Annotated in this window: 23 protein-coding genes; 13 read left to right on the top strand and 10 right to left on the bottom strand. The window is 56.8% G+C overall.

Going from position 1 to position 26,878, the window contains the following annotated elements:
* The first annotated feature begins 44 nt into the window (after positions 1 to 44).
* The 3 genes from znuA to lpxM all read left to right on the top strand — a co-directional run bounded on the left by znuA (position 45) and on the right by lpxM (position 3,431).
* The gene (gene znuA / locus ACESQ2_RS12430; RefSeq protein ID WP_004852123.1) at positions 45 to 989 is read left to right on the top strand and encodes a zinc ABC transporter substrate-binding protein ZnuA; all 945 of its coding nucleotides are present in this window, start codon (positions 45 to 47) and stop codon (positions 987 to 989) included.
* Positions 990 to 1,004: 15 nt separating this feature from the next.
* Complete coding sequence (gene mepM, locus ACESQ2_RS12425; RefSeq protein ID WP_004113780.1) at positions 1,005 to 2,327, top strand: murein DD-endopeptidase MepM; 1,323 nt, start codon at positions 1,005 to 1,007, stop codon at positions 2,325 to 2,327.
* Positions 2,328 to 2,444: 117 nt separating this feature from the next.
* Positions 2,445 to 3,431, top strand: coding sequence for a lauroyl-Kdo(2)-lipid IV(A) myristoyltransferase (gene lpxM, locus ACESQ2_RS12420; protein WP_014229850.1), 987 nt, complete (start codon positions 2,445 to 2,447; stop codon positions 3,429 to 3,431).
* A gap of 27 nt (positions 3,432 to 3,458) precedes the next feature.
* Here lpxM and dcuR read toward each other — a convergent pair whose 3' ends face one another.
* From dcuR to ACESQ2_RS12405, 3 genes are all read right to left on the bottom strand, one after another.
* Entirely contained in the window at positions 3,459 to 4,175 is a 717-nt protein-coding gene (gene dcuR, locus ACESQ2_RS12415; RefSeq protein ID WP_046878053.1) for a two-component system response regulator DcuR, read from the bottom strand.
* A gap of 63 nt (positions 4,176 to 4,238) precedes the next feature.
* Entirely contained in the window at positions 4,239 to 5,924 is a 1,686-nt protein-coding gene (locus tag ACESQ2_RS12410; protein WP_046878052.1) for an NAD-dependent malic enzyme, read from the bottom strand.
* Between the two features lie 62 nt (positions 5,925 to 5,986).
* Complete coding sequence (locus tag ACESQ2_RS12405; protein ID WP_025106124.1) at positions 5,987 to 6,934, bottom strand: AEC family transporter; 948 nt, start codon at positions 6,932 to 6,934, stop codon at positions 5,987 to 5,989.
* Positions 6,935 to 7,350: 416 nt separating this feature from the next.
* Between ACESQ2_RS12405 and ACESQ2_RS12400 the strand changes: the two genes are divergently transcribed.
* Entirely contained in the window at positions 7,351 to 8,685 is a 1,335-nt protein-coding gene (locus ACESQ2_RS12400; protein WP_373170568.1) for a 2-hydroxycarboxylate transporter family protein, read from the top strand.
* A 64-nt stretch (positions 8,686 to 8,749) separates the two neighbouring features.
* Here the strand turns inward: ACESQ2_RS12400 and pyk are convergent, their stop codons facing one another.
* Positions 8,750 to 10,192, bottom strand: coding sequence for a pyruvate kinase (pyk, locus tag ACESQ2_RS12395; RefSeq protein WP_004852109.1), 1,443 nt, complete (start codon positions 10,190 to 10,192; stop codon positions 8,750 to 8,752).
* A gap of 125 nt (positions 10,193 to 10,317) precedes the next feature.
* The gene (locus ACESQ2_RS12390; protein WP_161505349.1) at positions 10,318 to 11,223 is read right to left on the bottom strand and encodes a MurR/RpiR family transcriptional regulator; all 906 of its coding nucleotides are present in this window, start codon (positions 11,221 to 11,223) and stop codon (positions 10,318 to 10,320) included.
* A 325-nt stretch (positions 11,224 to 11,548) separates the two neighbouring features.
* Here ACESQ2_RS12390 and zwf point away from each other — a divergent pair, with 325 nt between their 5' ends.
* The 3 genes from zwf (at position 11,549) to ACESQ2_RS12375 (ending at position 15,735) form a co-directional block, all read left to right on the top strand.
* Entirely contained in the window at positions 11,549 to 13,024 is a 1,476-nt protein-coding gene (gene zwf, locus ACESQ2_RS12385; RefSeq protein ID WP_004122041.1) for a glucose-6-phosphate dehydrogenase, read from the top strand.
* A 220-nt stretch (positions 13,025 to 13,244) separates the two neighbouring features.
* A complete protein-coding gene (gene edd, locus ACESQ2_RS12380) occupies positions 13,245 to 15,056 on the top strand; it encodes a phosphogluconate dehydratase (RefSeq protein WP_049102467.1) in 1,812 nt (603 codons plus the stop codon).
* Between the two features lie 37 nt (positions 15,057 to 15,093).
* On the top strand, positions 15,094 to 15,735 hold the full coding sequence (locus ACESQ2_RS12375) for a bifunctional 4-hydroxy-2-oxoglutarate aldolase/2-dehydro-3-deoxy-phosphogluconate aldolase (protein WP_004103368.1): 642 nt from the start codon (positions 15,094 to 15,096) through the stop codon (positions 15,733 to 15,735).
* Positions 15,736 to 15,780: 45 nt separating this feature from the next.
* Here ACESQ2_RS12375 and purT read toward each other — a convergent pair whose 3' ends face one another.
* Complete coding sequence (gene purT, locus ACESQ2_RS12370) at positions 15,781 to 16,959, bottom strand: formate-dependent phosphoribosylglycinamide formyltransferase (RefSeq protein WP_049069079.1); 1,179 nt, start codon at positions 16,957 to 16,959, stop codon at positions 15,781 to 15,783.
* A 135-nt stretch (positions 16,960 to 17,094) separates the two neighbouring features.
* Between purT and ACESQ2_RS12365 the strand changes: the two genes are divergently transcribed.
* The 3 genes from ACESQ2_RS12365 to ptrB all read left to right on the top strand — a co-directional run bounded on the left by ACESQ2_RS12365 (position 17,095) and on the right by ptrB (position 20,473).
* On the top strand, positions 17,095 to 17,454 hold the full coding sequence (locus ACESQ2_RS12365; protein WP_025106127.1) for a YebG family protein: 360 nt from the start codon (positions 17,095 to 17,097) through the stop codon (positions 17,452 to 17,454).
* Between the two features lie 144 nt (positions 17,455 to 17,598).
* Complete coding sequence (locus ACESQ2_RS12360; protein WP_032750391.1) at positions 17,599 to 18,279, top strand: tellurite resistance TerB family protein; 681 nt, start codon at positions 17,599 to 17,601, stop codon at positions 18,277 to 18,279.
* Positions 18,280 to 18,412: 133 nt separating this feature from the next.
* Positions 18,413 to 20,473 carry an oligopeptidase B gene (ptrB, locus tag ACESQ2_RS12355; protein WP_033836507.1) on the top strand — a complete coding sequence of 687 codons (2,061 nt, stop codon included), beginning with the start codon at positions 18,413 to 18,415 and terminating at the stop codon, positions 20,471 to 20,473.
* Positions 20,474 to 20,479: 6 nt separating this feature from the next.
* Here the strand turns inward: ptrB and exoX are convergent, their stop codons facing one another.
* Both exoX and ACESQ2_RS12345 read right to left on the bottom strand, forming a co-directional pair.
* Entirely contained in the window at positions 20,480 to 21,139 is a 660-nt protein-coding gene (gene exoX / locus ACESQ2_RS12350; RefSeq protein WP_014229839.1) for an exodeoxyribonuclease X, read from the bottom strand.
* A 78-nt stretch (positions 21,140 to 21,217) separates the two neighbouring features.
* A complete protein-coding gene (locus tag ACESQ2_RS12345; protein WP_004103351.1) occupies positions 21,218 to 21,448 on the bottom strand; it encodes a DNA polymerase III subunit theta in 231 nt (76 codons plus the stop codon).
* A 135-nt stretch (positions 21,449 to 21,583) separates the two neighbouring features.
* Here ACESQ2_RS12345 and yobA point away from each other — a divergent pair, with 135 nt between their 5' ends.
* The 3 genes from yobA to ACESQ2_RS12330 are packed head-to-tail and all read left to right on the top strand — an operon-like array spanning position 21,584 to position 23,187.
* Positions 21,584 to 21,958 (top strand): CopC domain-containing protein YobA, encoded by a 375-nt coding sequence (gene yobA / locus ACESQ2_RS12340; protein ID WP_014229838.1) that lies wholly within the window; start codon positions 21,584 to 21,586, stop codon positions 21,956 to 21,958.
* A 4-nt stretch (positions 21,959 to 21,962) separates the two neighbouring features.
* Positions 21,963 to 22,832, top strand: a complete 870-nt coding sequence (gene copD / locus ACESQ2_RS12335; protein WP_025106130.1) for a copper homeostasis membrane protein CopD — start codon at positions 21,963 to 21,965, stop codon at positions 22,830 to 22,832.
* 16 nt (positions 22,833 to 22,848) lie between these two features.
* Positions 22,849 to 23,187 carry a YebY family protein gene (locus ACESQ2_RS12330; RefSeq protein WP_004103344.1) on the top strand — a complete coding sequence of 113 codons (339 nt, stop codon included), beginning with the start codon at positions 22,849 to 22,851 and terminating at the stop codon, positions 23,185 to 23,187.
* Positions 23,188 to 23,571: 384 nt separating this feature from the next.
* On the opposite strand, the gene ACESQ2_RS12325 is transcribed toward ACESQ2_RS12330, so the two are convergent.
* Positions 23,572 to 24,531, bottom strand: a complete 960-nt coding sequence (locus ACESQ2_RS12325; protein WP_046878049.1) for a spore coat protein U domain-containing protein — start codon at positions 24,529 to 24,531, stop codon at positions 23,572 to 23,574.
* 14 nt (positions 24,532 to 24,545) lie between these two features.
* Positions 24,546 to 26,876: a fimbria/pilus outer membrane usher protein gene (locus ACESQ2_RS12320; RefSeq protein ID WP_373170563.1), complete on the bottom strand. Its 2,331-nt coding sequence runs from the start codon at positions 26,874 to 26,876 to the stop codon at positions 24,546 to 24,548.
* Positions 26,877 to 26,878 lie beyond the last annotated feature (2 nt).

Raw genomic sequence — 26,878 nt, 5'->3', positions numbered from 1 at the left:
ATAATATCACATCTTTCTCATTCTATACGATGATTAGACGCATTATGTTACATAAAAATACGCTTCTTTGCGCTGGACTTAGCGCCGCTTTTTTGTTCGCCCATGCGCCGTTGGCCAGCGCCGCGGTTGTCACTTCCCTTAAGCCACTGGGCTTTATCGCTTCCGCTATCGCCGATGGGGTGACACAGACGCAGGTACTGCTGCCGGACGGGGCCTCGGAGCATGACTATTCGCTGCGGCCATCGGATGCAAAACGCTTACAGAACGCAGACTTAGTGGTCTGGATTGGTCCAGAGATGGAGGCGTTTATGGATAAGTCAACGCAAAGCATTGCGCCAAACAAAAAGGTGACGATTGCCGAGCTTGACGGCGTGAAACCGTTACTCATGAAAGGCACCGACGACGACGACGACCATCACGGTCACGACCATGGCGCCGGGGAAAATAGTGACGACGATCACCATCACGGCATCTATAACATGCATCTGTGGCTTTCCCCAGAGATAGCGCGCCTTTCGGCGGTTGCAATCCACGATAAATTATTGGAACTTATGCCGCAGAGTCGAGCCAAACTTGACGCCAACCTGAAGGATTTTGAGGCAAAATTAGCCGCAACCGACAAGCAGGTTGGGACCGAGCTGGCACCGCTGAAAGGGAAGGGATATTTCGTTTTTCATGACGCCTACGGCTACTTTGAAAAACACTACGGTTTGACCCCTCTGGGCCATTTTACTGTCAACCCTGAAATCCAGCCTGGTGCGCAGCGTTTACACGAAATCAGAACACAGCTGGTTGAGCAAAAAGCAACTTGCGTTTTTGCTGAGCCACAGTTCAGGCCAGCGGTCATCGAAGCTGTTGCCAGGGGAACGTCCGTGCGCATGGGAACCCTGGATCCACTTGGAATCGGAATTAAGCTGGGTAAAGAGAGTTATCCGCAATTCCTGAGCCAGATGGCGAATCAGTATTCCAGCTGCCTGAAAGGAGAATAACGAGGAAGTGAATACGTGCAACAGATAGCCCGCGCTGTCACTCAGGCATTTAACAATCTGCCACGACCTCACCGCGTTATGCTGGGGTCGCTTAGCGTTCTTACCTTAGCGGTCGCCGTCTGGCGACCCTACATCTACCACCATCCCGAAACGGCTCCCATCTCCAGAACCATCGAGCTGGAACAAAGCGAAATTCGTTCGCTGCTGCCAGAGGCTTCGGAACCCATCGATCAGGCGCCTCAGGAAGAAGAAGCTATCCCTCAGGATGAGTTGGATGATAAAGCGGACAGCGATTCCGGCGGCCATGAATATGTGGTGTCGACCGGCGATACGCTCAGCAGCATTCTTAATCAGTACGGTATTGATATGGGCGATATCGCCCGGCTCTCCTCGGCGGATAAAGAGCTGCGTAATCTGAAAATTGGTCAACAGCTCTCCTGGACCCTGACGGCGGACGGCGACCTGCAAAGCCTGACCTGGGAGATGTCGCGCCGCGAAACCCGCACCTACGATCGGGTTGCAAACGGTTTCAAAATGAGCAGCGAGCTGCAAAAAGGCGACTGGGTCAATAACGTACTGAAAGGTACCGTGGGCGGCAGCTTTGTCGCCAGCGCTCGCGATGCCGGCCTGACCAGCACCGAAATTAGCGCGGTGATCAAAGCCATGCAGTGGCAGATGGACTTCCGTAAGCTGAAAAAAGGCGATGAGTTTTCCGTACTGATGTCGCGTGAAATGCTCGACGGTAAGCGCGAGCAAAGCCAGCTGCTTGGCGTACGCCTGCGTTCGGATGGCAAAGACTATTACGCGATCCGCGCTGAGGATGGCAAATTCTACGATCGCAACGGTACCGGCCTGGCGAAGGGGTTCCTGCGCTTCCCGACCGCACGTCAGTTCCGCGTCTCTTCGAACTTTAACCCGCGTCGTCTGAACCCGGTGACCGGCCGCGTCGCGCCGCATCGTGGCGTCGATTTTGCGATGCCGCAGGGTACGCCGGTGCTGTCGGTAGGGGATGGCGAAGTGGTAGTGGCTAAACGTAGCGGTGCGGCAGGTTATTACGTCGCCGTCCGCCATGGTCGTACCTATACCACCCGCTATATGCACCTGCGTAAGCTGCTGGTCAAACCCGGGCAGAAGGTGAAACGCGGCGATCGTATTGCGCTGTCGGGCAACACCGGGCGTTCTACCGGTCCGCATCTGCATTATGAAGTGTGGATCAACCAGCAGGCGGTCAACCCGCTAACGGCGAAACTGCCGCGTACGGAAGGGCTCAGCGGTTCCGACCGTACCGATTTCCTGGCGCAGGCCAAACAGGTGATTCCGCAGCTGCGGTTTGACTAACCTCACGCCAGTTAAAGCCGGTGCCTTCTGCGCGCCGGCTTTTTCTTTTGTACGTTACTCCACGTATCGCTAAACTAACCCATTATCTTTACTGAGCGGAAATTCTGCGGATTGGGCATGGAAACGAAAAAAAATAATATTGAATTTATTCCAAAATTTGAAAAATCCTTTTTACTGCCGCGCTACTGGGGCGCGTGGTTCGGCGTTTTTGCCTTCGGCGCAATTGCCCTGACGCCCGCGTCTTTCCGCGATCCGATCCTGGGTAAACTGGGGCGTTTTGTTGGTCGTCTGGCAAAGAGTTCGCGCCGCCGGGCGCAAATTAACCTGCTGTACTGCTTTCCGGAAAAAAGCGAGCAGGAACGTGAAGAAATAATTGATGCCATGTATGCCTCCGCGCCGCAGGCGATGGTGATGATGGCGGAGTTAGGCCTGCGCGATCCGCAGCGCATTCTTTCCCGCGTCGACTGGCAGGGCAAAGAAATTATCGATGAAATGCAGCGCAACAACGAGAAAGTGATCTTCCTGGTTCCTCATGCCTGGGGAGTAGACATCCCGGCGATGCTGATGGCGTCCGGCGGGCAAAAAATGGCGGCGATGTTTCATAACCAGGGCAACCCGGTATTCGATTACGTCTGGAATACCGTGCGCCGTCGTTTCGGCGGTCGTATGCACGCGCGCAACGACGGGATCAAACCGTTTATTCAGTCGGTGCGTCAGGGATACTGGGGCTACTATCTGCCGGATCAGGATCACGGGGCCGAGCACAGTGAATTTGTTGATTTCTTTGCCACCTACAAGGCGACGCTCCCGGCGATCGGCCGTTTAATGAAAGTCTGCCGCGCCCGCGTCGTACCGCTGTTCCCGGTCTATGATGGTAAAACGCATCGTCTGACGGTGCTGGTGCGCCCGCCGATGGACGATCTGCTGGAAGCGGATGATAACACTATCGCCCGGCGGATGAACGAAGAGGTGGAAGTGTTCGTGAAGCCGCATACCGAGCAGTACACCTGGATCCTCAAGCTGCTGAAAACGCGCAAGCCGGGTGAAATCGAGCCCTACAAGCGTAAGGAGCTGTACCCCAAGAAAAAGCCGCATCAGGGGTGAACATCGCAGCCAATGGCCTCACCGGGTTCATTGGCCGTATTGTTTGAGTAGCGTCAAATGTTCGGCAACGAGCCGGTAACGATATTCCGGACGACCGGTGATGCCGTAATGGTTGGTGGTGTAGAGGATATTTATCTGCTCCAGCCAAATCAGATATTTGCGGCATGAGACCCGGGATATCTGCAGCGCCGCGGCCAGTTCATTGGTCGAAAAGTCACGTTCCTGCCAGGCGTCAATCCACTGGCACACCAGACGAAGCGTCTGCGGCGTAAGCCCTTTCGGCAAGCGGCGTGCGCTTTCCTGCTGCTGAACCCCGCCGCGCAGCAGGCTGTCCACATCGGCCTGGGCGTAGCTGGATTTCGCATTCTTCAGATCGCGCTTTTTACGCCATGACAACAGCGCCTCCTCAAAGCGCGGAAACTGAAACGGTTTAATCAGGTAATCGACCACGCCATAATGCAGCGCCGTCTGAACCGTGCACCTATCGGCAGCGGAGGTAATCATAATGACATCAATATTTCGCGAATCGGCGCGTAGCGCGGGCAGCAGATCCAGCCCATTCTCTTGCTGCATGTAGACATCCAGCAGCACCAGATCGACCTGCGCCAAATGGCTAAGCATCTCCCTGGCTTCGCGGACCGTGGGGGCCACGCCGCAGCAGTGGAAATCCGCCACCCGGCTGAGAAACAGCCGGTTCAGCTCGGCCACCATGGAATCATCATCGACAATCAGCACATTAATCATGCGGGGTTTCCCGGTGCGGCGGGAAGCCGGCGCGCTTCCCGTAATATGTGTCTGGGATGGCGATCAAAATGGCGATCGTTTATACGCGGTGTAGCGCGCTCGCCAGAACATTTTATCGATATTCGCGGCCAGCTGTGCCTCGTCAATCTGCGGCGCGACGCCATCCTGCTGAGCCGCGCGTGCGACCTCTGCGGCAATTGCCCGGGAAATCATCTCAATCTCGTCGACCGGCGGCAGTAATCCGCCGGCGTCGCGGGTGGCCAAAGGCGAGTGGGCGGCCAGGGTTTTACTGCAGGCGATAAGCATCCCTTCGGTCACGCGCGCCGCTTTGCTGGCCAGAATCCCCAGCCCCAGACCGGGGAAAACATAGGCATTGTTGCACTGGGCGATATCGTAGGTCTTACCGTCATAGAATACGGGCGCGAACGGGCTGCCGGTGGCAATTAGCGCATTCCCCCGGGTCCATTCCAGCAGATCCTTCGGCTGGGCTTCGGCGCGGGAGGTCGGGTTGGACAGCGGCATAATAATCGGACGCGGGCAGTGCCGGTGCATCTCTTTGATAATCTCTTCGCTGAACAGTCCCGGCTGGCCGGATACGCCAATCAGCACGGTGGGATGGACGTTGCGCACAACATCCATCAGCGACAGGTGGGCCGCATCGGTATCCCAGCGGGTGAGATTTTTCCGCGGCGTGACGTGGCCCTGCTGGAAATCCAGCAAATCCGGTATCTCATCGGTCAACAGGCCAGGGCGGTCGACCATAAAGATGCGATTGCGCGCTTCCTGCTCTGAGAGCCCGTCATCAACCATCAGCGCAATGATTTTTTCCGCTATCCCGCATCCGGCCGATCCGCTGCCGAGAAACACCACTCGCTGATCGCGGATCCGCGTACCGGCGGCAGCGGCGGCAGCGATCAGCGTGCCTGAGGTCACGGCTGCCGTGCCCTGAATATCATCGTTGAAACAGCACAGCTGGTGACGATAGCGGTTAAGAAGCCGGGTGGCGTTTTTTTGCGCAAAATCTTCGAACTGTAGTAGCACATTGGGCCAGCGCTGCGTGATGGCATGGACAAACATGTCCATAAATTCCATGTACTGCTCGTCGCTTATACGCGGATGACGCCAGCCCATATACAGCGGGTCCTCAAGATGCTGGGCGTTGTTGGTGCCCACGTCCAGCATAATAGGGAGCGTTGATGCCGGGTGTATACCCCCGCAGGCTGTATATAACGAGAGTTTACCAATCGGGATCCCCATGCCGCCAATCCCCTGGTCGCCGAGGCCAAGAATGCGCTCGCCGTCGGTCACCACAATAACGTTGATATCATTGCGGGAAAAGCCCTGCAGCATCTCATCAATGTTGTGACGGTTAGGCCATGAAATAAACAGACCGCGTCCCCGGCGATAAATTTCAGAGAAGTGTTCACATGCTTCACCTACCGTTGGGGTATAGATGATCGGCAGCGTTTCTTTCATATGGCTGCGCAGCAGATTATAGAATAGGGTCTCGTTAGTATCCTGAATATTTCGCAGGTAGATATGGCGCGAAATATCCCGTTTAAACTGGCAAAACTGCCCCCACGCGCGCGCGGTTTGCTCTTCAATCGTTTCGACATTATGCGGCAGCAGACCCTGAAGATTAAACGCGGTACGTTCACCTTCAGTAAACGCGAGACCTTTATTTAATAACGGGTTTTCCAGCAGCACGGCGCCGTTATAGGGCGTATATAAGGTTTCTGTGGCTAACATTTGATGACTCCTGAATATCATAATAAATAATTACCGGAATTCTTCGGGCTTTATTTCAGTGATTAAGAGATTAAATAAATCATGAATCCTTCAGTGACGACGCCCACTGCGGTACCGAGCAAAATAGAGGATGAGGCGGGCTCGATATAGGTATCGCTGCGCAGGGCAAACATCCCTGCCGCAATGGCGGAAGGCGTCGCGCCGATGATAATGACCTGCTGCATCAGGCTATGGCTGAGCCCGAAGGCGAGACCGGCTACGGCCATCATGGCCGGCTGGAGCAGATTCTTGATGCTGATATTGGTACAGGTTTGAATATTGACCGTAGGACGTTCGCCGTAAAATAGCAGCCCAAGGGCGAACAGGGAGAGGCCGCCCGCCACTTTTCCCACCATCTCAATGGGCATGCTCAGCATGTGCGGCAGCTGTACTCCGGCAAGGCTGAGCAGTACCCCGGAAATCGGTATCCAGACGATCGGGTTTCGGACGGCTTTAAACAGGTTTTGCAGGATAAGCCGCAGCGGATTAGGCTGTTCCGCGTCAGCGCGGCCGCGCTTGTCACCCATGCGAATCAGGATGATGGTCAGGGGGATCATCAATACGCTGGTCACCAGGTTACCGATAAGCACGCCGAGAAAACCCTCCGGACCAATCAGCACCGCAAGCACGGGAGCGCCAAAGTAGGCCATGTCGGGGAACGCGCACACCAGGGACTGAATCGCGCTGGTTTTAATATCATGACGAAAAACATAGCGTGAGATCAGGAGCGTGAGGATATATGACCCCATCAGACCGATGACTAACACCGCCATAAAGGTGAAGTTTTTCATCTTATCGGGATGAGTATTCAGTGCGCCGATAAAAAGATGGAAGGGAAGCGCGAAACGAATGACCACCGTGGCCAGTACGGACGCATCCTCGCGGCGGGTATAGCCCAGCTTACCGCTTAGCCATCCGAGCAGCATGATAAACACCAGGGGAAAAAGGGATTCTAAGAGCAGTGAAGGCATAAGATGTCCTGAAAATATATTATCGGCTACGTTGTGTTTTTTTAATCTAGCGATCCCATAATATTTAAAAGGTGATAGTCATCACAGTCGCTGGGGTTTAAATAATTTCGTCTTAAATACTTTACTTACAAATAGAGAAAAAAGGACAGAGTCATCACTTTATCTCTCTGCTATTCAGTTATACCGATGCCGGTAACTTTAGTTTCAGGGTAATAAATTAAATTACTTAAAATAAATATTATGCTTTAGTCACAAAGCACGACAGTAAAACCTGGATTTTATTTTTTAATGTTAACGTCCTGTGCTAACGTTTTTTTGTTTCATTGGTATTTTGCCTGGCATTTTTTTATTTATTTGATTGCGCGCTTTTAATATTGCGTCGATACCCTACGTGACATCATTATTCAGGTAAAAATATGGAAAATAACTCACTCAACCACCCGATAGATAAAACGCTGCCGAGCGGGCAGGCGCCACGACTTTTATCCAATATTGAGGTCGGCGCCGTGCCGTTGGTGCTCTTTATCGGGATAGCCGCAATTGTTGCCATCTCCGCGACCGCAGGCCTGCTGCCGAAGAACATGATTGGCGGTCTGGCGGTAATCATGACCCTGGGGTTCGCGCTGGCTAAAATTGGCCGAATGGTGCCGATCCTCAAGGAGGTTGGCGGCCCGGCCATTTTGTGCCTGATGACGCCGTCGGTGCTGGTCTATTTCGGCATGTTCGAAGCGCATACCCTCGATACCGTGCACTTGCTGATGAAAGAGGCCAACCTCCTCTATTTCGTCATCGCCTGCCTGGTCGTCGGCAGCATTCTGGGCATGAACAGAACCATCCTGATTCAGGGAATGGTACGTATGTTTGTCCCGCTGGTGGTGGGGACCGGGGCGGCGATCTTAACCGGCCTGCTGGTGGGCAGCCTGGTTGGCTACAGTTTCTACCACACCTTTTTCTTTATTATCGTGCCGATCATCGGCGGCGGTATCGGTGAAGGGATCCTGCCTCTGTCGCTGGCCTATTCAGCCATTCTCGGGCAAACGCCCGACGTTTACGTGGCGCAGCTGGCGCCGGCTGCCGTGGTGGGCAACATTTTCGCCATCATCTGCGCCGGTTTTCTGGCGCGCATGGGGACGCGACGTCCTTCGCTCTCCGGCAGCGGAATGTTAATTCGCAGCCATGAAGATAACAGCGTCTTTGCGCAAAATCAGCGCGCGCAGCCCACGGATTTCCAGCTGATGGGGGCCGGATTATTAATGATTTGCGCGTTTTTTATCGTCGGCGGTCTGCTGGAAAAGGTGGTGCATATTCCGGGGCCGGTGCTGATGATTCTGGCCGCGGTATTTTGCAAATACGCGAAGGTTATCCTGGCGGCGATGGAGCTCGGGGCGCACAGCTGCTACAAGTTTGTCTCCGCCGCGCTGGTTTGGCCGCTGATGATAGGCCTGGGAATGCTGTATGTTCCTCTGGAAAGCGTGGTCGCGGTCTTCTCGGTTGGCTACGTGGTGGTTTGTGGCTCAATCGTCATTGCGATGGCGCTAAGCGGCTTTCTTATCGCTTCTCGTCTGAATATGTACCCGGTCGAAGCGGCCATCGTCACCAGCTGCCACAGCGGGCTTGGGGGGACGGGAGACGTTGCCATTCTCTCGGCATCAAACCGAATGGGATTAATGCCTTTTGCCCAGATAGCCACCCGTATCGGCGGCGCGTCGACGGTGATTACCGCCACGCTATTGTTGAGCTGGCTTGCGTAGTTTAGCGGGCGAGGGGGCAAAAAAATACCTGCCAGCTGCGGCGCTGGCAGGTAGGTGGAGAGGCTTACTCGACGGTCAGAATGCGGGTGGTGTTGGTGCTACCGATGGTGCTCATCACGTCACCCTGAGTGACGATAACCAGGTCGCCGGTCACCAGATAGCCTTTATCACGCAGCAGCGTTACCGCGTCGTGCGCAGCGGCTACGCCTTCATTGACGCTATCGAAATGCACCGGGGTCACGCCGCGATACAGCGCGGTCAGGTTCAGCGTGCGCTCGTGGCGAGACAGCGCGAAAATCGGCAGGCCGGAGCTGATGCGGGAAGTCATCAGCGCGGTCCGACCGGATTCCGTCATGGTAATGATAGCGGTGACGCCCTTGAGGTGGTTCGCCGCGTACATGGCGGACATCGCAATGGCTTCTTCCACGTTATCGAACTGAATGTCCAGGCGGTGCTTGGAGACGTTGAGGCTGGGGATTTTTTCCGCGCCGAGGCAGACGCGCGCCATCGCGGCAACGGTCTCAGACGGATACTGGCCCGCGGCGGTTTCTGCCGACAGCATCACGGCGTCGGTGCCGTCCAGCACGGCGTTCGCCACGTCCATGACTTCGGCACGGGTTGGCATCGGGTTGGTGATCATCGACTCCATCATCTGCGTCGCGGTAATGACCGAGCGGTTCAGCTGACGGGCGCGGCGGATCAGCGCCTTCTGGATGCCGACCAGCTCCGGATCGCCAATTTCCACGCCGAGGTCGCCGCGGGCCACCATGACAACGTCGGAGGCGAGGATCACGTCATCCATCGCGTCCTGATCGCATACCGCTTCCGCGCGCTCGACTTTGGCGACGATTTTGGCATCGCAGCCGGCATCGCGCGCCAGGCGACGAGCGTAGTTCAGGTCTTCGCCGCAGCGCGGGAAGGAAACGGCCAGGTAATCGACGCCAATTTTGGCGGCGGTGATGATGTCCGCTTTGTCTTTCTCCGTCAGCGCTTCTGCAGAGAGGCCGCCGCCCAGCTTGTTAATACCCTTATTGTTGGACAACGGTCCGCCGACGGTGACTTCGGTGAACACCTTCATGCCCTGAACTTCCAGGACCTTCAGCTGTACGCGGCCGTCGTCCAGCAGCAGAATGTCGCCCGGAACCACGTCAGCCGGCAGCCCTTTATAGTCGATGCCGACTTTCTCTTTGTCGCCTTCGCCTTTACCCAGGTTTGCGTCGAGGAGGAATTTATCGCCGATATTGAGGAAAATTTTGCCTTCTTTGAAGGTGGAAACGCGGATTTTCGGCCCCTGTAGGTCACCGAGAATCGCGACATGACGGCCCAGTTTCGCCGCAATCTCACGGACTTTATCCGCGCGGATCTGATGATCCTCCGCGGTGCCGTGAGAGAAGTTCATACGTACCACGTTAGCGCCTGCGGCAATAACCTTCTCAAGGTTGTTATCGCGGTCGGTAGCCGGGCCTAAGGTAGTCACGATTTTGGTTCTGCGAAGCCTTCTGGACATGTAATACTCCGTTGACTGAAACAACTTTGGTGTTGCGTGAACATGGATTCGGTAGCGCCGACGAGCAAAGTCGCTATACCGGAACGTTACCGACGGTGTAATAGGATAGTGCTTTGTTTCTACTTTTATTGGTCATTGCTGTGTACGCTGAGCTCTTTATCAAAGCGCGATTCCTTGAGCGCTTCCTTGACCCTCTTCAAGTTATCTCTGAATTTTGCTCCCCGCCGCAGGGTGAAGCCGGTCGCCAGGACATCAATCACCGTCAGCTGCGCCAGGCGGGAGACCATCGGCATATAGATATCAGTATCTTCCGGTACGTCCAGGGTAATCGCCAGCGTTGATTCCCGGGAAAGCGGCGTGCCGGGGGAGGTAATCGCGATCACCATCGCATCGTTTTCGCGGGCCAGCTGCGCCAGCTCCACCAGGCTTTTAGTCCTGCCGGTATGCGAGATGATCACCACCACATCATCGTCATTACAGTTCATACAGCTCATGCGTTGCAGGACGATGTCGTCGGAATAGATCACCGGCACGTTAAAACGGAAAAACTTGTTCATCGCGTCGTGGGCGACGGCGGCCGAAGAGCCCAGGCCAAAAAAGGCGATTTTCTTCGCCTGCGTGAGCAGGTCAACCGCGCGATTGATCGCCGACATGTCGAGAGAATGATGGACCTGATCTAAACTGGCCATGGCTGACTCAAATATCTTTCCCGTATAGGACTCAACGCTGTCGTCTTCATCGACGTTGCGGTTAACATAGAGCGTACCGTGCGCCAGGCTTTGTGCAAGATGCAGTTTGAAATCCGGGAAACCGCGCGTTTCCAGGCTGCGGCAGAAACGGTTAACCGTGGGCTCGCTGACGCCGGCTTCCAGCGCCAGGGCGGCAATACTTGAATGAATGGCCTGCGCGGGGGTAGCAAGGATGACTTCCGCCACTTTGCGTTCAGATTTGCTAAGGTGTTCCAGCCGGGACTGGATTTTTTCCAGCATATTCATGGGTAATCGGGCGCTCATCAATGGAAGCGATTTCATTAATGGGTGAAATCATCAGGCGTTTTAGCAAGAATATACCCCTCCGTAGTCGGAAACGGTGAGGAATGACCTGAAAATATGTTGTTTTTTTTCATTACATGATCAGAGTCGTATTTTACTAACTGATAATCGGTCGAAACAACGAACAATATTAGCCGCATGCCCAAAATCTCAGCCTCTATTTTCCACCCAGTGCGATTTAGCAGCGGGAACGGCCGCTGAGGGTTTCGGGAAATTCGTAAACACAGTACGATGCAGTGAAAGAAAATTACAAATACAACTATAGTCTGGCATAAGCACCGGGCTATCAACTAAGGAGAATGACATGGCGGTAACGCAAACGGCCCAGGCATGCGATCTGGTCATTTTCGGCGCGAAGGGTGACCTGGCGCGACGTAAATTGCTGCCTTCCCTGTATCAGCTTGAAAAAGCGGGCCAGATCCACCCTGACACCCGCATCATCGGCGTCGGTCGCGCCGACTGGGACAAAGACGCTTACACCAAGGTAGTGCGTGAAGCGATGGAAACCTTCATGAAGGAGAAAATCGATGAAGGTTTGTGGGAGACCCTGAGCGGGCGTCTGGATTTTTGTAACCTTGATGTCAACGATACCAAAGCGTTTACTCGTCTGGGCAAAATGCTCGATCAAAAAGAGCGGGTGACCATTAACTATTTCGCCATGCCGCCGAGCACCTTTGGCGCGATTTGCAAAGGTCTGGGTGAAGCGAAGCTGAACGCCAAGCCGGCCCGCGTGGTGATGGAGAAACCGCTGGGTACCTCCCTGGAAACCTCCCGCGAGATCAACGATCGGGTGGGTGAGTTCTTTGAAGAGTGCCAGGTCTACCGTATCGACCACTATCTGGGTAAAGAGACGGTGCTGAACCTGCTGGCGCTGCGCTTTGCCAACTCGCTGTTCGTCAATAACTGGGACAGCCGCACCATCGATCACGTCGAGATCACCGTGGCGGAAGAGGTGGGCATTGAGGGCCGCTGGGGCTACTTCGATCAGGCCGGGCAGATGCGCGACATGATCCAGAACCACCTGCTGCAAATTCTGTGCATGATTGCCATGTCCCCGCCGTCAGATTTGACTGCCGATAGCATCCGCGATGAAAAAGTGAAGGTGCTGAAATCGCTGCGCCGCATTGACCGCACCAACGTGCGTGAAAAAACGGTGCGCGGCCAGTACACCGCCGGTTTTGCCCAGGGCAAAAAAGTGCCGGGCTACCTCGAGGAAGAGGGGGCCAACAAGTCCAGCCATACAGAAACCTTCGTGGCGATCCGCGTGGATATCGACAACTGGCGCTGGGCGGGCGTACCGTTCTACCTGCGTACCGGTAAACGTCTGCCGACCAAGTGTTCCGAAGTCGTGGTTTACTTCAAGACGCCGGAACTGAACCTGTTCAAAGAGACCTGGCAAGAGCTGCCGCAGAATAAGCTGACCATTCGTCTGCAGCCGGATGAAGGGGTGGATATCCAGGTGCTGAACAAAGTTCCCGGACTTGACCACAAGCATAACCTGCAGATCACCAAGCTGGATCTGAGCTACTCGGAAACCTTTAATCAAACCCACCTGGCGGATGCCTACGAGCGCCTGCTGCTGGAAACGATGCGCGGTATCCAGGCGCTGTTCGTCCGTCGTGATGAAGTGGAAGAGGCGTGGAAGTGGGTCGACTCCATCACTGAAGCCTGGGCTGCCGATCGTGATTCGCCGAAACCGTATCAGGCGGGTACCTGGGGGCCGGTTGCCTCCGTGGCGATGATCACCCGCGACGGTCGTTCGTGGAACGAGTTTGAGTAATCGCCAGCTCCTCCGTCAGGGTTATTTTACCGGTAACATGATCTGACGCAGCAAGTCGCGTAATTTTTAATCTTTTAAGCCCCGGAGGATTCACCCCCGGGGCTTTTTTTATTACACTGCCTGCAGATATTTTGCCCCTGAGCCCCAGTACTGGTGCCCTAAGCCCCTAAAAGTACCGCTAAAGCGCTGCGGCCGGACAGATGAAATTTGAGGAGCCTTTATGAATTCTGAAATGTTACGGGTAACAAATCGCATCATCGAACGCTCGCGCGATACCCGCGAAGCCTACCTCGCCCGGATTAACCAGGCCAAAACCGACACCGTTCATCGCGCCCAGCTGGCATGCGGTAACCTGGCCCACGGCTTTGCCGCCTGCCAGGCGGATGACAAAGCCTCGCTGAAAAGCATGCTGCGCAATAACATCGCCATTATTACCTCCTACAACGATATGCTGTCCGCCCACCAGCCCTATGAGCGCTATCCGGACATTATCCGCAAAGCGCTGCACTCCGCGAACGCGGTAGGCCAGGTCGCCGGCGGCGTTCCGGCGATGTGCGATGGCGTGACGCAGGGGCAGGATGGGATGGAGCTGTCGCTGCTCAGCCGCGAAGTGATTGCCATGTCCGCCGCGATTGGCCTGTCGCACAACATGTTTGACGGCGCGCTCTACCTCGGCGTCTGCGATAAAATTGTCCCCGGCCTGGCGATGGCTGCGCTGTCGTTCGGCCACCTGCCGTCCATCTTTATCCCTTCCGGGCCGATGGCCAGCGGCCTGGCGAATAAAGAAAAAGTGCGCATTCGTCAGCTCTATGCGGAAGGCAAAGTGGATCGTATGGCGCTGCTGGAGTCCGAAGCCGCGTCTTACCATGCGCCTGGCACCTGTACCTTCTACGGTACCGCCAATACCAACCAGATGGTGGTTGAGTTTATGGGGATGCAGTTGCCCGGATCGTCATTCGTGCATCCGGATGCGCCGCTGCGCGAAGCGCTGACCGCCGCCGCCGCCCGCCAGGTGACCCGCCTGACCGGCAACGGTAACGAGTGGATGCCGCTGGGCAAAATGTTTGATGAAAAAGTGGTGGTCAATGGGATTGTCGCGCTGCTGGCAACCGGGGGCTCCACCAACCACACCATGCACCTGGTGGCTATGGCGCGGGCGGCAGGGATTATCATTAACTGGGATGATTTCTCCGATCTCTCTGACGTGGTGCCGCTGCTGGCGCGCCTCTACCCGAACGGCCCGGCGGATATTAACCACTTCCAGGCGGCTGGCGGCGTGCCGGTGCTGGTGCGCGAGCTGCTGAAAGGCGGCCTGCTGCATGAAGATGTTCACACCGTGGCCGGCTTCGGCCTCTCTCGCTACACCATGGAGCCCTGGCTTAATAACGGCGAACTTGACTGGCGCGAAGGGGCGATCGCGCCGCTGGACGAACAGGTTATCGCCACGTTTGACAAACCGTTCTCTCGCCACGGCGGCACCAAAGTGCTGAGCGGTAACCTCGGACGCGCGGTCATGAAAACTTCCGCCGTGCCGGTTGAAAACCAGATTATTGAAGCTCCTGCGGTGGTTTTCGAGAGCCAGCATGACGTACTGCCCGCCTTTGAAGCGGGGCTGCTCGACAAAGATTGCGTGGTTGTCGTCCGTCATCAGGGGCCAAAAGCGAACGGCATGCCAGAATTACATAAACTTATGCCGCCACTTGGTGTATTATTGGACCGCCGTTTCAAAATTGCGCTGGTAACCGATGGTCGTCTCTCCGGCGCATCAGGCAAAGTGCCATCGGCGATCCACGTGACGCCAGAAGCGTACGATGGGGGCCTGCTGGCGAAGGTACGCGATGGCGATATCATCCGCGTCAACGGCCAGACGGGCGAGCTAACGCTGCTGGTCGATGACGCAGAGCTGGCCGCGCGTCAGGCGCATATTCCTGACCTGAGCGGTTCGCGCGTGGGAACCGGCCGGGAAATGTTCGGTGCGCTGCGTGAGAAACTCTCCGGAGCAGAACAGGGCGCAACCTGCATCAATTTTTAAGACGATTCGATTTATAGATCTGGCGAGAGAAAATCTGATGAAAAACTGGAAAACAACTGCAGAAGCAATCCTCACCTCCGGCCCGGTAGTACCGGTAATCGTGGTGAAAAAGCTGGAACACGCTGTGCCAATGGCGAAAGCGCTGGTTGCAGGCGGCGTACGCGTACTGGAAGTGACCCTGCGTACCGAGTGCGCGATGGACGCTATCCGCGCGATCGCCAAAGAAGTCCCGGAAGCGATTGTCGGTGCCGGTACCGTCACTAACGTTGAGCAGCTGAAAGAAGTGACCGAAGCGGGCGCGCAGTTTGCTATCAGCCCTGGCCTGACCGAATCCCTGCTGAAAGCGGCGACCGGCGAAGGCACTATTCCGCTGATCCCGGGGATCAGCACCGTATCCGAGCTGATGCTGGGTATGCAGTATGGCCTGAAAGAGTTCAAATTCTTCCCGGCGGAAGCAAACGGCGGCGTGAAAGCGCTGCAGGCGATTGGCGGCCCGTTCGCGCACATTCGCTTCTGCCCGACTGGCGGCATCTCTCCGGCGAACTATCGCGACTATCTGGCGCTGAACAGCGTACTGTGCATCGGCGGCTCCTGGCTGGTGCCGGCGGATGCGCTGGAAGCCGGTGATTACGACCGTATCACCAAACTGGCTCGTGAGGCGGTAGAAGGCGCGAAGTAATCTTCGCGCACTCACCAGAGGCCCGGTCTGCGACCGGGCTTTTTTTTATCCTGCGACCACGACCGCTGACGCCGCCGCTTTGGCGCGCGCAACAGCTTCCTCAACGTTATCGGCTATCGCCAGCGTCACGCCCAGACGACGCGAACCGTCAATTTCCGGCTTGCCGAACAGACGCAGCTGCAGTCCCGCGCCGACCGCGGCCTGAATATTGCTGAAAGTGACGTTCTGGCTGGTTAGCTGCGGCAGGATCACCGCCGAGGCCGCCGGGCCGTACTGGCGAATCGCGCCAATCGGCAGGCCGAGGAAGGCGCGAACGTGCAGGGCGAACTCGGATAAGTCCTGTGAAATCAGCGTGACCATACCGGTGTCGTGCGGGCGCGGCGAGACTTCGCTAAAAATCACCTCATCACCGCAGACGAACAGTTCGACGCCGAACAGGCCGTAGCCGCCCAGCGCCAGCACCACTTGACGGGCGATTTCCTGCGCGCGTTCCAGCGCCAGCGCGCTCATCTGCTGCGGCTGCCAGGATTCACGATAGTCGCCATCTTCCTGGCGATGACCGACCGGCGCGCAGAAGTGTACGCCATCCGCGGCGCTGACGGTGAGAAGGGTAATCTCGAAATCAAAATTCACCACGCCTTCAACGATAACGCGTCCGGCTCCGGCGCGGCCGCCCTGCTGCGCATACTGCCAGGCGTCAGCCAGCTGTTCGCTGGAACGAATAAAGCTCTGGCCTTTACCCGATGAGCTCATTACCGGCTTGACGATGCACGGCAAGCCTATCCCGGCGACGGCTTCGCGGAAGGCGGATTCGCTGTCGGCAAAACAGTAGGCGGAGGTCGGCAGCTTCAGCTCTTCAGCGGCCAGGCGGCGGATCCCTTCGCGATTCATGGTGAGCTTTGCCGCGCGCGCGGTGGGGACGACTTTCTGCCCGGCCTGCTCCAGCGCGACCAGTGTATCGGTGGCGATGGCCTCGATTTCCGGCACGATAAAGTCAGGCTTTTCCTGCTCAATCAGCGCCTGCAGCGTTTCGCCGTGCAGCATATTGATGACGTGCGAACGGTGTGCGACCTGCATGGCCGGAGCGTCAGGGTAACGATCGACGGCGATGGTCTCAATTCCCAGGCGCTGGCATTCAATGGCCACTTCTTTACCCAGTTCACCGGAACCTAACAGCATTACCTTTGTTGCCGCAGGGCGCAGCGCCGTACCTAATACAGTCATAACTCTCTTCCGCAGTAAAAAAACATGCGCCGCATTATAAACGAAAACGTTTGCGCATGTCTTTATGCGCGTCATTTGAGTTCGGGGAAGAAATTTGATATACTGTATAAAAATACAGTACTGAGAGGCTGCATCATGGCGGTTGAAATTAAATATGTAGTGATTCGCGAAGGTGAGGAAAAAATGTCTTTTGCCAGCAAAAAAGAGGCCGATGCTTATGACAAAATGCTCGATCTGGCGGAAGTACTGAACGACTGGCTGGTTGAATGCCCGCTAACGCTCGATGAAGAGCAGCGCGATAGCATGGCGATGTGGCTGGCCGAACGTAAAGACACCCTCAACCATATTTTGCGCTCCGGTAAGCTGCCGGAAGCCGAGGGCGCCGCCGAGGCGCCAGCCGATCGCGCAGAAGCAGAAGAGGGCGACAAGACCGACGACGTCGTCGAATCTGAAGCTCCGGCGCCGGCGAAGCCGCGCAAAGCGAAAGCGGCCTGAGCTACGCTGCCGCCACCAGCGGTTCTGGCGGCAGGCTCCCGCGCTTCCCGGCGCGACATTTGCTCATCTTTAGCTGCCGATAACGTTTCCTGACGTCGCGTCGTTTAGTCTGGTGGTATCGCTTATCGCGCAACGAGGAAATGTATGGCTAACTGGCTTAATCAACTGCAGTCTCTGCTGGGTCAGCAGGGACGGTCTTCTTCATCTGACGATCAATCAAGCGGCAAAAATTTACTCCTGCCGGGCGCGCTCGGCGGGCTGGCCGGGCTGCTGGTCGCCAGCAAATCATCGCGCAAGCTGTTAGCCAAATACGGCACCGGTGCGCTGCTGGTCGGCGGCGGCGCGGTTGCGGGCAGCGTTTTATGGAATAAATATCAGCAGAAGATGCGCGCCAGCGCGCAGCAGGCATCGGCTGATGTCGCGCCCGCACAGGCGCCATCTCCCGCACCGGCCGAACTCGACGCCCGCAGCGAACGGCTGATTATGGCGCTGGTCTTCGCCGCCAAAAGCGATGGACATATTGACGAACGCGAGCGGGCAAATATCGAAGAGCAGCTGCGTGCGGCAAACGTCGACGTCCAGGGCCGGGTGTTAATTGACCGGGCGCTGGCGCAGCCCCTCGACCCGCAGAGCCTGGCGCAGGGCATCAGCAGCGAGCAAGAGGCGCTTGAAGTTTACTATATCAGCTGCGCGGTCATTGATATTGACCACTTTATGGAACGCAGCTATCTGAACGCCCTCGGCGAAGCGCTGAAGCTCCCGCAGGAAGTGCGTGAGGATATCGAACGGGATATTCAGGCGCAAAAACAGGCCGTAACGCTCTAAATCCGCACGTTTCGCTTGCATCGCTGGCGACTTTTGCCACCCTTATATATTGTGTAGTCACGTCACCCTTCAGGCTGCTTTGAAGCAGCCTGAAATTTTTAGTACTCAATACAAGCCGCAGAAGAATAAGCAGATGCCACCAAAAGCGAAACGGATCCCCCATGCCATGACATTACATGGCGACACGCGAATCGATAATTACTACTGGCTGCGCGATGACGATCGCTCGCAGGCGGAAGTGCTGGATTATCTGCGCCAGGAAAATGAGTACGGCAAAAAAGTGATGTCTTCGCAAAGTAGCCTGCAGGACAGGGTACTCAAGGAGATTATCGACCGTATTCCGCAGCGCGAAGTGTCAGCCCCCTACAGCAAAAATGGCTATCGTTACCGTCAGGTCTACGAACCGGGCTGCGAGTACGCGATTTATCAACGCCAGCCGGTAGTCAAAGAGGAGTGGGATGAATGGGACGTCCTGCTTGACGGCAACCAGCGTGCGGCCGGCAGCGAATTCTATACCCTCGGCGGATTAGGCGTTTCGCCCGACAACAGCCTGATGGCGGTGGCGGAAGACTATCTCTCCCGACGCCAGTATAGCCTGCGCTTCTTTCCCTTAAACGACGACCGGCAATTTGCGGAAGTGCTGGAGAACGTCTCGCCTGATTTTGCCTGGAGTAACGATTCGCAGACCCTGTGGTACGTGCGTAAACATCCCACCACGCTGCTGCCGTATCAGGTCTGGCGCCACCGTCTGGGGACCCCGGCCAGTGCGGATGTTCTGGTGTATGAAGAGCAGGACGATACTTTTTACGTCAGCGTGCACAAGACGACTTCCCAGCAGTTTGTGGTGATCTATCTGGCCAGCGCGACCACCAGCGAAGTGCTGCTGCTCAATGCGGAAATGACCGACGCCGAGCCGGTCTGTTTTCTACCGCGGCGTAAAGATCATGAATATAGCCTCGATCACTATCAGCACGCTTTCTATCTGCGCTCTAACCGTGAGGGTAAGAACTTCGGCCTTTATCGCACTACCCTGCGCGATGAGCAGCAGTGGGAGACCCTGATCGCGCCGCGTCACGAAGTCATGCTGGAAGGATTTACCCTGTTTACCGACTGGCTGGTTGTGGAAGAGCGCCAGCGCGGGCTGACCAGCCTGCGTCAGATCAATCGTAAGACAAGAGAGTCCCAGGGCATTGCCTTTGACGATCCGGCCTATGTAACCTGGCTTGCCTATAATCCGGAGCCGGAAACCGCCCGCCTGCGCTACGGCTACTCCTCCATGACGACGCCGGATACGCTGTTTGAGCTGGATATGAATACCGGCGAGCGGCGGGTGCTGAAACAGCAGGAAGTCAAAGGGTTCGATGCCAGCCACTACCGCAGCGAGCATCTGTGGATCAACGCCCGCGACGGCGTCGAAGTCCCGGTCTCGCTGGTCTACCGTCATGAACATTTCCGCAAGGGCGCCAGCCCTCTGCTGGTGTACGGCTACGGCTCCTACGGCGCAAGCATGGATGCGGATTTCAGCGCCAGCCGCCTGAGCCTGCTCGACCGCGGCTTTGTGTTCGCTATCGCCCATATTCGCGGCGGCGGCGAGCTGGGACAGCAGTGGTACGAAGACGGTAAGTTTTTGTGCAAGAAAAATACCTTCAACGATTATCTCGACGTCTGCGATGCGCTGCTGGCGCAGGGCTACGGCGATCCGCGTTTTTGCTATGGCATGGGCGGCAGCGCCGGCGGTATGCTGATGGGCGTCGCGGTGAACCAGCGGCCGGAGCTCTTCCACGGCGTGGTGGCCCAGGTTCCCTTTGTCGATGTCCTCACCACCATGCTCGATGAGTCGATTCCGCTGACCACCGGCGAGTTTGAAGAGTGGGGGAATCCGCAGGATGAAGCCTATTACCGCTATATGAAAAGCTACAGCCCGTACGACGGCGTGCAGGCTCAGGCGTATCCGCATTTGCTGGTCACCACGGGCCTGCATGATTCGCAGGTACAATACTGGGAGCCGGCAAAATGGGTGGCAAAACTGCGCGAGCTGAAAACCGACGATAACCTGCTGCTGCTGTGTACCGATATGGATTCCGGCCACGGCGGTAAATCCGGCCGCTTCAAAAGCTATGAAGGCGTGGCGCTGGAGTATGCGTTTCTGATTGGCCTGGCGCAGGGGACGCTGCCGGGCCAGGCGGAGGTATAGCGCCGATTACTCCCCGAGATAGTGCTTCAGCGTCAGGCGCAGCTCGGGGCTCATGCGATCCAGGTTATTAAACAGCCAGCGTAAATAGCCAGGATCGTTTTCCGCCACTTCCGAGACCGGCTTGCCGCGGTATTTGCCGAAGGTAAAGGTGGAGAGCAGCGCCGGGCGGCCGGTAATGGTCGCCATCTCCTCAGGCGTCCAGCCGGAGGTGTTGATGATATCGAGCAGCAGGGCCGCGGTGATATAGCAATCGTACAGCGCCCGGTGATGATGCAGTCCCGGTGGCGTCGCGACGCTGAGCTTGCGCGATTTATACAGCCCCATATTGCTGTACTTGATGCCTGGCCACAGGCGGCGCGCCAGCTTCATCGTGCAGATCCACTCGCCCTGCATTTCCGGCAACACCCGGCGGTCAAAGCTGGCGTTATGGGCGACATACCACGGGCTGCCCATATACAGCGGCACAATCTCCTCGATCCACGGCTTATCGGCGACCATCTCTTCGGTGATATGGTGAATCGCCATCGCCTGCGGGCTGATAGGCCGGTCGGGGCGAACCAGGTGGCTCATGGGATTGGTGATGTGTCCGTCGACAATATCTACCGAGGCGATTTCAACAATGCCTCCCTGCAATCCGCAGGTTTCTGTATCGATTACGCGCAGCATGGCTCGCTCCAGGCCAAAGAAACCAGCGTAATAGAATGCGCGGGTCTTGCCAACGTGGATGTCCGCAGGGGACGGGAATTATTTCTGTTTCGGTTCATAGGGCAGGCGAGAGAGCGAAACGGAGGCCAGTCGATGGGCGATCAGACGTTCGCGAAACCAGCCGCGCAGATGCTCGGGCTGTTCTCTTTCGACTAAATCAGCCACCACCGGCATATTGTAGCGTTCTTTAAACGCGACGCCCGCCGCGGCGAGATCGACATTCACTTTGTCCATCTCCTCCTGGGATAGTTTAGCCAGGTTCTTTTCCATCGGTTTCTCCTCTGATAACGCCGCAAAAAGTACTAAGCACGCGGCAAAAAGGCAAGTCTCAGACGCTTAGCTCGACTGCGCCATTATACAGGGTTATTCTCTGTGCTACATACATAACAAAAAGGAATGACAACTATGCCAATCATCGCCGGGCGCGCGCTGCGTCTGTCTCTGTTTCTCGCCGGTTGCCTGACCGCAGCAGGCGCATCGGCCCACGCCCATCTACAACAACAGCTTCCGGCGGCCAATACCGTGGTGAACGCTTCACCGCAGGCGCTGACCCTGAACTTCTCCGAAGGCATCGAAACGCAGTTTAGCGGCGTAACCCTCACCGGGCCGCAGCAGAAGACCATCACCCTCGGTAAACCCGTCCGCAGCGACAGCAATAAGGCTCAGCTGACGGTACCGGTTGAGCAGGCGTTGACGCCGGGCGAATATACCGTTAACTGGCACGTGGTCTCCGTAGATGGCCACAAGACGAAAGGGCAATACACCTTTACCGTGAAGTAAGCCGATGCTGAGTGGAGTCTATGTCAGCTTACGCTTTATCCATTTCATTTCGCTGATCGTCGCTTTCGGCTGCGTCCTCTACGGCGCATGGTGGGCGCCGGTGGCCTTACGTCGTTTGATGATGCAGCGCTTCTATCCGCTGATGCGCTATTTATTATCAGCAAGCGCGCTGTCGGCGCTGCTGATGCTGATGGCGCAGGGCGGCTTGATGGGCAACGGCTGGCCGGACGTCTGGCAGCCGGCTATCTGGCAGGCGGTGGCCGGGACGCAGTTTGGCGGCGTGTGGGTATGGCAAATTTTACTCGCCTTTGTGGCGCTGGCGGTGGTCTGGCTGAAGCCCCGGCGACCGGGACGTTTGCTGCTGGTGCTGTTTTGCGCTCAGTTGCTGCTGCTGGCCGGCGTCGGACATGCCGCAATGAACGATGGCTGGCTGGGGATAGTGCAGCGAACCAACCATGCGCTTCATCTGTTTTGCGTGGCCAGCTGGTTTGGCGGTCTGCTGCCGTTTATCTACTGTCTTCGCCTGGCGCACGGTCGCTGGCGGCAGGCGGCCATCTGCACCATGATGCGTTTTTCGCGCTACGGGCATCTGGCGGTTGCCGGCGCCATCGCCAGCGGCGTGGTAAATGCGCTGCTGATCCAGGGCGGACTTATCAGCACCTCGCCCTGGGGGCGTATGCTGTTGTTCAAATGTGCGCTGGTGGCGGCAATGGTGGCAATTGCGCTGGTGAACCGGTATGTTCTGGTGCCACGCATGTCGGCAGGCGGAACGCGAGCGGAGCAGCTCATCGTGCGCACCACGCAGATAGAAATTGCGCTGGGGGCGCTGGCGCTGTTTGCCGTCAGCCTGTTTGCCACCTGGGAACCTTTCTGAATAAACTGGTTAAATCATGAAAAAAATCGTTCTGACAATGTTGTTACTGGCAAGTTCTGGCGCTGCGCTGGCGGCACCGCAGGTGATTACCGTAAGCCGCTTTGAGGTGGGTAAGGAGAGCTGGGCGTTTAACCGCGAAGAGGTGATGCTGACCTGCCGTCCGGGCAACGCGCTGTTCGCCATTAATCCCAGTACCCTGGTGCAGTACCCGCTAAACGACATCGCCGAACAGCAGATGAAAGACGGTAAAACCAACGCGCAGCCGATTTCTGTGATCCAGATTGACGATCCGCAGCAGCCGGGACAAAAAATGAGCCTGGCGCCCTTTATTGAGCGCGCGCAGAAGCTCTGCTGATCGCCGCCTGCATCCCGCTGTATTTACATGAAAAAAACCGCCATCCCCCGATACCGGGCGTGGCGGTTTTTTGTTGGCATCAGCAATTTTGATACGAATTATTCGTCCACTTTTGTCGCGGACTGGAAAACCTGACACGGTAAACTATTCTTATAAGGCAAGGCGACTTAGCCTGCATTAATGCCAACTTTTAGCGCACGGCTCTCTCCCAAGAGCCATTTCCCTGGACCGAATACAGGAATCGTGTTCGGTCTCTTTTTATCTGTTTTTCACAAGCCGCAGATTCCATTGCAAAACCCCAGTCGCTTTTTTCGGGGCTTTTTTCTTATACCACAACAATAATTTCCTAAACATTTCTTTTACAAAAAATCGTCTGCTAACGTTTTAGTAGCTCACGGTCACCAGTACGGTATCGCTGTAGGTTCCCGCAGGCTGGTTGCTCTGGGTCGGGTTAATCTTGAGGGTGTAGTTCGCGGACTGCGCGGCGCCGGAGCCGGTTACGCTGAGATTGTTGCTTTCCGTCCAGGCGCTGCCGTTGGGCTGGTAAAACTGATACTGCAGCCAGGCGGTTGGTTGGTTCGCAATGGGCTGGCTCATCTGCCGCCAGTCGCCGACGCTGGCGTTAGTGCTGGCGAGGTTGACGGTGTAGGCCGCGTTTTTAGTGCAGCGGATGGCAAGCTGGCCGCTGTACTGGCTAAAACCGGACGGAAGGGCGGCAGAGGCAAATTCGACGTCCGGCGCGCTGTCGATATAGCAAACATTGGTCACCTTCACCGACACGTTGACCGTCGAGGTCAGGGTTCCGTTATTCGGAATACATATCTTAATGCCCAGCAGATCGAGCCCGACGTAGCAGAATCGGTACACCCAGGTGATGGTTAACACATCGGTATAGGTACCGGCGGGGACGTTGGCTCCCGGCGTGGTTCTGAAGTAGAGCGGCATGGTGCCATCGCTTGAGTTAAATAAACCCAGCAGTTCGAGCAGCGTTGTTCTGGACCAGCTAATCACGCCGCCGTCCTGATAGGCCGGCGAGCACGAGGCGTCAGAACAGACGCTATAAGGGATGGCATCGCCCGCGCCATTAAGCAGCCGCGGAACGCCGTTGCTCTTGTTGGCCGACGCCAGAGTGGCGCTTAACGTATTGGTTGAGTTCAGCGCCACCAGTTCCGGGGTGCAGTAAAACCCCGCGCCGGCCATCACGCCCTGAGGCGCGCTGTTGAGCGCAAAGGAATCGACCGGGCCGATCGCTGGCGCACTGGTTTTGATACTGCAGGCGGCCAGCGCGGTGCTGGCTTGCCCGAGCGCTAAGAGCATCGCGAATACGAGGATAATACTTTTCAACGTTATCTCCGTTGTTAAGAGGGGCAGCTGACCGGACCTATCCGCTGCGGAACCGGCGTTGAGGACGGAAGTTCGAACTGGACGCTGCATCGAAGCTCTCCGGCGTTTATTTTGACTTCGTTGTGGCGTCCAAGATGCGAGAACCAGACTACGCCGTCATAGCCCACCAGGCCGCGTTGCTTGCTGTTAACCTCCTCGACCGGCGTACCGACCGGCAGCGGTTGCCCCCTGGCATCGACGAAGACGAGGGTTGCCGAGCGCACGCGGTTCACCGGGAAATCGACCAGCGCTCCGCTGCCTTCGCGCACGGCGATGCGTTTCTCCACCGTCAGAGCTTCGGTGTCCGTTGGCAGCGGTAGCGTATCGAGGGTGACTTTCCCCGGATACCACGCCGTCGCCCACGGGATCAGCAGATGACCATTTTTATCGGTCACGCCGACTTTGCGATTTTCATAATTCACCGCAATATTCGGGTAGTTGCCGGTGGAGACGACGATAAAGGCGTCGTTAATTTGCCGGGCGAAAAACAGACTGTTATCCATCAGCACCACCGAGCCCGCGGCCTCAAACCAGCTGTGACGATCGTCGCGCGACCCGTAGTAGCCTCCGCTCAGCGTTGACACGCGGTTGATCCAGGTCAGATCCGCCTGACTATAGTTATCGCCGCCGATCGAATGGGCGAGGTTCCAGCCCAGCCCGCCTTCTGCCGGAGCAGAGCGGCTGACGCTGATATTTTCTCCCCATTGTCCGGCGCTGGCGCGCTGGCCGCTTAGCTGGACGGAGGTTTGCGAATCGAAAGGGATGATGACCTGCAGCATGCTGGCGTAGCTACCTTCCTGCAGATCGCGGTTGACGCTCAGGCTGAGGCTGCTGCTGAGCCACAGGCCGCGGCTCCAGGAGAGGTTCAGCAGCCGGGTGCGCGAATTATCCTCGGCTTTGATATCAAAGTAGCCAATGCTAAAAGAACCGAGGGTTCGTCCCCACGGACTCAGGCTCAGCGTGGCCTGGTCTGACTGACGGCTGAGCGTGGCGGTAGACCCATAGGTGCTGAGGTTGTCGTAGCCGGTGCTGCGGCGGATATGTTGATAGCTCACTCCCCAGCTACTGCCATAGTAAGAGTAACCCGAGGTGAACTGGTTTCCGTCTCCCTCGCCACGGCTGGCGCTGCCCGACAGGCTGAGGGTGCCCAGATTCCCCACGCCGATATCGCTGCCAATGCCGGCATTGGTTAACCCTTCGCGGTCTTCGGTATGCGTCGAAAGCGTGAGCCAGTTGTTGAATCCGTAGCGATAAATAGCGCTTACCGCGCCGGCGCCATAATCGGCACTCCTGATACCGTAGTTGTTGCGCAGGGCGCCGAGGGTGAAATCAAAATCGCTCAGTCCTTCCCGCAGCAGGGTATTGGAGACATAAAAAGGGATGCTGGTGGAGACCTGGCGACCCAGAGCGTCGGTGGTCACTACGGTGGCTTCGCCGGCGCCGCTGATCCAGGGAACGTTGGTCAGCGTATAGGGGCCGCCATTGATTTGCGCAGAGCTGCTCTTATAGCCGTTAATAAACAGATCGACGCTTGAAGGAACCGCCGCGCTGCCGGATAAGTTAAGCAGCGGATATGTCATCAGATCCGGGCGAACGCTGAAGTTGCGGCTCAGGCGAAGCCCCCCCATGCGCACGGAACTGCTCCACGTCAGGGCGTTACTGACCACGTCCCCGGCCTGGTAGCTAATCATTTGGTCGCTATCGCTGTACTTCCACAGGGTGTCGTAGCGCATATAGCCCTGCTGCTCGTAGCCCGTCGAAGACCAGTTTTGCCGAATCACGGCGTTATTGGAAAGGACGCCCGGCGGGCCGAAAAGGCGCGTTTCGGTGAAGGTGCTGGTGGTTTGCGAACCGCCGGATGAAAAGAGGCTGTAAGCGTCGTAGTTAAATAAAATTCCCGGGCTGCTTATCGCGGTCTGGCCAGATTGTTCCGTGGTCCCCCCGATGTGCTGCTCGGGGAGCCATTTGTCCGGAACCTGGAGCTTGAGGATCTGATCCGGCTGGTCATATTCCACTTTCACCGAGGGGAGCGTCGTCACATCAACCAGCGCGTCGCCGGTCTGCAGGGGAATATGCGCTTGCTGCAACACGCTGGCCGCGATCCAGTAGTGGCCAGCGTTGACCTTTACCGGAACGGCGCCGGCAAGAATATTGCCGTTGACCGATACGCTGAGGTACAGCTCGTACTCCTGCTTTTCGCCGTAGGATGCCGCAGGCGCAGGCAGGGAATCATAGGTCGAGGCGCAGGCCGTTACCGACGCTATCGCCAGCAGCCCCCCGGACGCCGTCCTTTTCAGATCTCTCATTT

Origin of the sequence: Klebsiella sp. Q11 (assembly GCF_964241505.1) — a bacterium.
Classification (GTDB): Bacteria; Pseudomonadota; Gammaproteobacteria; order Enterobacterales; family Enterobacteriaceae; genus Klebsiella; species Klebsiella michiganensis.
Note: the sequence above shows the minus strand (reverse complement) of the source record. Positions and strands in the feature narration are given on the sequence as shown.

Bases quoted from the DNA above. Each gene is read 5' to 3' on its own strand.
- znuA (WP_004852123.1), top strand. From the start codon at position 45: ATGTTACATAAAAATACGCTTCTTTGCGCTGGACTTAGCGCCGCTTTT.
- lpxM (WP_014229850.1), top strand. From the start codon at position 2,445: ATGGAAACGAAAAAAAATAATATTGAATTTATTCCAAAATTTGAAAAA.
- dcuR (WP_046878053.1), bottom strand. From the start codon at position 4,175: ATGATTAATGTGCTGATTGTCGATGATGATTCCATGGTGGCCGAGCTG.
- ACESQ2_RS12410 (WP_046878052.1), bottom strand. From the start codon at position 5,924: ATGTTAGCCACAGAAACCTTATATACGCCCTATAACGGCGCCGTGCTG.
- ACESQ2_RS12405 (WP_025106124.1), bottom strand. From the start codon at position 6,934: ATGCCTTCACTGCTCTTAGAATCCCTTTTTCCCCTGGTGTTTATCATG.
- ACESQ2_RS12400 (WP_373170568.1), top strand. From the start codon at position 7,351: ATGGAAAATAACTCACTCAACCACCCGATAGATAAAACGCTGCCGAGC.
- pyk (WP_004852109.1), bottom strand. From the start codon at position 10,192: ATGTCCAGAAGGCTTCGCAGAACCAAAATCGTGACTACCTTAGGCCCG.
- ACESQ2_RS12390 (WP_161505349.1), bottom strand. From the start codon at position 11,223: ATGAAATCGCTTCCATTGATGAGCGCCCGATTACCCATGAATATGCTG.
- zwf (WP_004122041.1), top strand. From the start codon at position 11,549: ATGGCGGTAACGCAAACGGCCCAGGCATGCGATCTGGTCATTTTCGGC.
- edd (WP_049102467.1), top strand. From the start codon at position 13,245: ATGAATTCTGAAATGTTACGGGTAACAAATCGCATCATCGAACGCTCG.
- ACESQ2_RS12375 (WP_004103368.1), top strand. From the start codon at position 15,094: ATGAAAAACTGGAAAACAACTGCAGAAGCAATCCTCACCTCCGGCCCG.
- purT (WP_049069079.1), bottom strand. From the start codon at position 16,959: ATGACTGTATTAGGTACGGCGCTGCGCCCTGCGGCAACAAAGGTAATG.
- ACESQ2_RS12365 (WP_025106127.1), top strand. From the start codon at position 17,095: ATGGCGGTTGAAATTAAATATGTAGTGATTCGCGAAGGTGAGGAAAAA.
- ACESQ2_RS12360 (WP_032750391.1), top strand. From the start codon at position 17,599: ATGGCTAACTGGCTTAATCAACTGCAGTCTCTGCTGGGTCAGCAGGGA.
- ptrB (WP_033836507.1), top strand. From the start codon at position 18,413: ATGCCACCAAAAGCGAAACGGATCCCCCATGCCATGACATTACATGGC.
- exoX (WP_014229839.1), bottom strand. From the start codon at position 21,139: ATGCTGCGCGTAATCGATACAGAAACCTGCGGATTGCAGGGAGGCATT.
- ACESQ2_RS12345 (WP_004103351.1), bottom strand. From the start codon at position 21,448: ATGGAAAAGAACCTGGCTAAACTATCCCAGGAGGAGATGGACAAAGTG.
- yobA (WP_014229838.1), top strand. From the start codon at position 21,584: ATGCCAATCATCGCCGGGCGCGCGCTGCGTCTGTCTCTGTTTCTCGCC.
- copD (WP_025106130.1), top strand. From the start codon at position 21,963: ATGCTGAGTGGAGTCTATGTCAGCTTACGCTTTATCCATTTCATTTCG.
- ACESQ2_RS12330 (WP_004103344.1), top strand. From the start codon at position 22,849: ATGAAAAAAATCGTTCTGACAATGTTGTTACTGGCAAGTTCTGGCGCT.
- ACESQ2_RS12320 (WP_373170563.1), bottom strand. From the start codon at position 26,876: ATGAGAGATCTGAAAAGGACGGCGTCCGGGGGGCTGCTGGCGATAGCG.